General features: G+C 53.9%; 2 rRNA genes. Both read right to left on the bottom strand.

Features of this window, described 5'->3' with window-relative positions:
• Window positions 1-2,745, bottom strand: a 23S ribosomal RNA gene (locus tag HMPREF3067_RS06345); the annotation flags it as partial.
• 432 nt (window positions 2,746-3,177) lie between these two features.
• Window positions 3,178-4,696: ribosomal RNA gene (locus HMPREF3067_RS06340) — 16S ribosomal RNA — on the bottom strand.
• Between the last annotated feature and the right edge of the window lie 102 nt (window positions 4,697-4,798).

Here is a 4,798-nt window from a genome sequence, read left to right as displayed (position 1 = left end):
CCCTTGGGACCTACTCCAGCCCCAGGATGCGACGAGCCGACATCGAGGTGCCAAACCATCCCGTCGATATGGACTCTTGGGGAAGATCAGCCTGTTATCCCCGGGGTACCTTTTATCCGTTGAGCGACACCACATCCACAAGTAGGTGCCGGATCACTAGTCCCGACTTTCGTCCCTGCTCGAGCCGTCACTCTCACAGTCAAGCTCCCTTGTGCACTTACACTCACCACCTGATTGCCAACCAGGCTGAGGGAACCTTTGGGCGCCTCCGTTACATTTTGGGAGGCAACCGCCCCAGTTAAACTACCCACCAGGCACTGTCCCCAACCCAGATCATGGGCCAAGGTTCAGGCATCCACTACCATCAGAGTGGTATTTCACCAACGACTCCACCACCACTAGCGTGACGGTCTCACAGTCTCCCACCTATCCTACACAAACGATAGTAAATACCAATACCAAGCTATAGTGAAGGTCCCGGGGTCTTTTCGTCCTGCCGCGCGTAACGAGCATCTTTACTCGTAATGCAATTTCACCGGGCCTGTGGTTGAGACAGCAGAGGTCTCGTTACGCCATTCGTGCAGGTCGGAACTTACCCGACAAGGAATTTCGCTACCTTAGGATGGTTATAGTTACCACCGCCGTTTACTGGGGCTTAAATTCTCCGCTTCGGAACCACAAAGGCTCCTAACAGGTCCTCTTAACCTTCCAGCACCGGGCAGGCGTCAGTCCATATACATCAACTTCACGTCTTCGCATGGACCTGTGTTTTTGATAAACAGTCGGACCCCTCTATTCTCTGCGACCACCACCAGCACACACACCGCATAAGGATGCAGCACCAGCAGTGGCCCCCCTTCTCCCGAAGTTACGGGGGCATTTTGCCGAATTCCTTAACCACAGTTCACCCGAACGCCTTAGTATACTCAACCTGACCACCTGTGTCGGTTTAGGGTACGGGCCGTACACCCACTCACTAGAGGCTTTTCTCGACAGTACAGGATCACCAACTTCACCCACAACGGGCTACGCATCACGCCTCGACCATCACGCAGTGCGGATTTAACCTACACCACAGTCTGCACGCTTACACCAACAATCCAATAAGTGGCATGGCTACCAACCTGTGTCACCCCATCGCTTGGACCACAGTTCAGGCCCCACGCGCACCAACCACGACACACCCCCGAAAGGGCACGTACATGGCGATGCGGGTGGTTAGTATCACTGCTTTACCATTGGGCGCGGATATACGGGTACCAGAATATCAACTGGTTATCCATCGACTACGCCTGTCGGCCTCGCCTTAGGTCCCGACTCACCCTGGGAAGACGAACTTGACCCAGGAACCCTTAGTCATCCGGCGGGTAGGATTCTCACCTACCAATTCGTTACTCATGCCTGCATTCTCACTCGCACACACTCCACAGCGCCTTACGATACTGCTTCACCACGTGCACGACGCTCCCCTACCCAACAAAAAATGTTGCCGCGGCTTCGGCGGTATGCTTGAGCCCCACTACATTGTCGGCGCAGAACCACTCGACCAGTGAGCTATTACGCACTCTTTCAAGGATGGCTGCTTCTAAGCCAACCTCCTGGCTGTCTTCGCGATCCCACATCCTTTTCCACTTAGCATACCCTTAGGGGCCTTAACCGGCGATCTGGGCTGTTTCCCTCTCGACTATGAAGCTTATCCCCCACAGTCTCACTGCCACGCACACACTAGCGGCATTCGGAGTTTGGCTGATGTTGCTAAGATTGTAGTCCCGCTCAACCAACCAGTAGCTCTACCTCCACTAGGCTTTTTAACGTAACGCTGCACCTAAATGCATTTCGGGGAGAACCAGCTATCACGGAGTTTGATTGGCCTTTCACCCCTACCCACAACTCATCCCCGCAGTTTTCAACCTACGTGGGTTCGCGCCTCCACAACCTCTTACAGCTGCTTCACACTGGCCATGGGTAGATCACCCCGCTTCGGGTCCAGGACATGCCACTAAAAACACCCCATTAGGATTCGGTTTCCCTACGGCTACCCCACACGGGTTAACCTCGCGACATGCCGCTGACTCGCAGGCTCATTCTTCAAAAGGCACGCCATCACACACATCCAGGTGCTCTGACGGATTGTAAGCACATGGTTTCAGGAACTATTTCACTCCCCTCCCGGGGTACTTTTCACCATTCCCTCACGGTACTCAAATACACTATCGGTTATTGCACGTATTTAGGCTTACCGGGTGGTCCCGGCAGATTCACAACAGATTCCACGAGCCCGTTGCTACTCGGGGACAACAACAATCATGACATGTGCACCTTCACCTACAGGACTCTCACCCACTCCGGTTGACCATTCCAAGCCAATTCAGCTAACACACACACCACAACGAAGCACTGGTAGACACTTCCACGTTGCAACCCCACAACACCGCATGCGCAACCCCTACCAAGTATCACACACACACGGTTTAGCCTCATCCACGTTCGCTCGCCGCTACTAGCAGAATCATTATTATTTTCCTCTCCTACGGGTACTGAGATGTTTCACTTCCCCGCGTAACCCCCACACCCACTATGAATTCATGGGCAGGTACCACCCCACAACGAGTGGCAGGTTTCCCCATTCGGACATCCTCGGATCAACGCTTACTTGACAACTCCCCGAGGCTTAACGCAGCCTGACACGTCCTTCATCGGCACACAATACCAAGGCATCCACCATGCGCCCTTCACACAACGAACACACACCACCACACAACAACACAAGCCGCTGCATGGCGGGTGAACACACAAAAATTAAGAAAAACAAGAAATCACATCACACCACACACAAACAACCACAACGGGCCGCTCACGCATGGCACATGCTCGCGTCCACTATACAGTTCTCACACAACACCCAACACACACCACAACCAACCCACAAAGAATCGATTGACAGCCGCGTGTCAGCACCAGGACAACACTAATGCCCCAGACACCCAACAATGCACCAACATACCCACACACCATCCCCACACAGGGAATGAACACATTCGTGAAAAAACAATGATTGCACCCAGCCATCCAGACTGCAGGCATGCGTCCACCCGATTACACAACAGTGGCAGTGCCCTACACAGACACATCAACCACCAACACCCACAACCGTGGGCCAAATAAAAAACTCCTTAGAAAGGAGGTGATCCAGCCGCACCTTCCGGTACGGCTACCTTGTTACGACTTCGTCCCAATCGCCGATCCCACCTTCGACGGCTCCCTAACACGTTTGGGCCACCGGCTTCGGGTGTTACCAACTTTCATGACGTGACGGGCGGTGTGTACAAGGCCCGGGAACGTATTCACCGCAGCATTGCTGATCTGCGATTACTAGCGACTCCGACTTCATGGGGTCGAGTTGCAGACCCCAATCCGAACTAAGGCCAACTTTAAGCGATTAGCTCCACCTCACAGTGTCGCAACGCATTGTATCGACCATTGTAGCATGTGTGAAGCCCTGGACATAAGGGGCATGATGATTTGACGTCATCCCCACCTTCCTCCGAGTTAACCCCGGCAGTCTCTCATGAGTCCCCAACCAAATGCTGGCAACATAAGACAAGGGTTGCGCTCGTTGCGGGACTTAACCCAACATCTCACGACACGAGCTGACGACAACCATGCACCACCTGTATAAAGGCCACAAAGGGAAACGACATCTCTGCCGCGAACCTAAATATGTCAAGCCCAGGTAAGGTTCTTCGCGTTGCATCGAATTAATCCACATGCTCCGCCGCTTGTGCGGGCCCCCGTCAATTCCTTTGAGTTTTAGCCTTGCGGCCGTACTCCCCAGGCGGGGCGCTTAATGCGTTAGCTACGGCACAAAACCCGTGGAAGGGTCTCACACCTAGCGCCCACCGTTTACGGCATAGACTACCAGGGTATCTAATCCTGTTCGCTACCCATGCTTTCGCTCCTCAGCGTCAGTAACTGCCCAGTAACCTGCCTTCGCCATCGGTGTTCCTCCTGATATCTGCGCATTTCACCGCTACACCAGGAATTCCAGTTACCCCTACAGTACTCAAGCCTGCCCGTATCGCCTGCACGCCCGGAGTTAAGCCCCGGAATTTCACAGACGACGCGACAAACCACCTACGAGCTCTTTACGCCCAGTAATTCCGGACAACGCTCGCACCCTACGTATTACCGCGGCTGCTGGCACGTAGTTAGCCGGTGCTTCTTATCCAGGTACCGTCACAAAAACGCTTCGTCCCTGGCGAAAGGAGTTTACAACCCGAAGGCCGTCATCCCCCACGCGGCGTCGCTGCATCAGGCTTCCGCCCATTGTGCAATATTCCCCACTGCTGCCTCCCGTAGGAGTCTGGGCCGTATCTCAGTCCCAATGTGGCCGTCCACCCTCTCAGGCCGGCTACCCGTCGCCGCCTTGGTAGGCCATTACCCCACCAACAAGCTGATAGGCCGCGGGCTCATCCTACACCGAAAAAACTTTCCACCACACACACCAAAGTGCGGTCCTATCCGGTATTAGACCCAGTTTCCCAGGCTTATCCCGAAGTGCAGGGCAGATCACCCACGTGTTACTCACCCGTTCGCCACTCGAGTACTCCAGCAAGCTGGAGCCTTTCCGTTCGACTTGCATGTGTTAAGCACGCCGCCAGCGTTCGTCCTGAGCCAGGATCAAACTCTCCACAAAAAAGGCTCGTGAAAAGCCCAAACCTAACAAACAAAACCAACACACAACACACCAAACAGTGCGCTGCATACTGACCAAAAAAGAATTACTACAAAGAAAAAA

This window comes from Corynebacterium sp. HMSC04H06 (assembly GCF_001815935.1).
Taxonomy (GTDB): domain Bacteria; phylum Actinomycetota; class Actinomycetes; order Mycobacteriales; family Mycobacteriaceae; genus Corynebacterium.
The sequence above is the reverse complement of the archived record's forward strand: the minus strand, read 5'-3'. Positions and strand labels throughout refer to the sequence as shown.